Genomic DNA, 1,220 nt, shown 5'->3' with positions numbered 1-1,220 from the left:
TTTCCCCCCCCCGTTTCCTGTGTTGGACAACAGGGTTTGCTACCAGGCCAGACAGCTTCCGGCCACCACTTGTTTTCCCCAACACCTGGTGGGGTGGGAGTGGTGGGAGGGGGCGGCGGGGGCGCCAGCCGCTGCCGGTCAGGATCTTGGCCACCGGGGCGACGATCTCGCCGGCGGTCACCTGGGTCGGGAAGAACCGCAGGATGATGTTGCGGCCCTCGCCGAGCAGTTTGTTCTGGCGCACCGCGTCCAGCTCCACCTGGCGGTCCGTGCCGTGGAACTCCTGTGAGTCGATCTCGACGATCAGCCAGCGGTCGTCGCCCAGGTGCCAGGCCATGTCGGCTCGCCCGAGAAACCGGCCCGCGGCGTCGAAGAAGTCGCGCTGCAGGTCGTCGGGCGCGATCCCGGCGTCGTGCAGCCGCAGGCGGGCGTGGCTCTCGGGCGGCGACTCGGCGCGGCCGTCCGCGAGGGCGAGCCAGGGGATCACCTTGAGCGAGTCCCGTCGACGTCGGAGCCGACGGCGGATCGTCACCAGCTGCTCTCGCTCGATCAGGCCCCGGTGCAGGGCGCTGTCGAGGCACGCTACGGCGTCGTCCCTGTTCAGGGTCGGAAGCGCCTGGACCAGGGCGAGCTCCACCTCGACCACCTCGCGGCCATGGATCCGGACCGTCTCGGCCCTGGTCACGTACTGTCGCAGGGCGGCCCCGTCGCGTGCCCGGCCTGCCGCGCCGCGCGGCAGCGCCGACTCAGGGGCGAGGCGCCGGGGCAGCCCCTGGACGCCGTGCAGCATCAGGGCGCACGTCCCGACGGCGATCGCTCGCCGGTTGGCCAGGAGCGTCGACCAGACCACGCGCAGCCGCGCGACGTCGTGCGGGTGCAGGTCGGCGGGTGTGGTGCCCGTGTCGAAGACCCCGCGGGTCAACCGGTGCCACGCGCCCCCGGCGACGAGGTTGCGGCGTCGCGACGGTCCGACGCCGGCGGCCTCGCACTGCTCGGCGGACACGAGCCCGCCTTGCCGCCGCGCGAGCTCGAGAAGCTGCGTCGGGACGGCTTCCTTGGATGGCACCCCACGATTACACCTGATGACGCCGATTGCTTGTCTTTGCTATCCACAGGCCCTGGTGTTTGGCACCACAAGTTTTTTTCCAAGGAAAACAGAGGTTGGGGGAACTGCCGTGGGTCAAACCAAGGGGGTTCGGTGGGGGTTGGTCCAAGAACGG

At 70.3% G+C, this 1,220-nt stretch carries 1 protein-coding gene; it reads right to left on the bottom strand.

What is annotated here, in order from left to right; translation table 11 throughout:
* Positions 1 to 1,066, bottom strand: a 1,066-nt coding sequence (locus ACFV9Q_RS16740; RefSeq protein ID WP_377235329.1) for a type IV toxin-antitoxin system AbiEi family antitoxin domain-containing protein, incomplete at its 3' end; no start/stop codon positions are given.
* Positions 1,067 to 1,220: the final 154 nt, after the last annotated feature.

Origin of the sequence: Promicromonospora sp. NPDC059942 (genome assembly GCF_042731755.1) — a bacterium.
Lineage (GTDB): Bacteria > Actinomycetota > Actinomycetes > Actinomycetales > Cellulomonadaceae > Promicromonospora.
The sequence above is the reverse complement of the archived record's forward strand: the minus strand, read 5'-3'. Positions and strand labels throughout refer to the sequence as shown.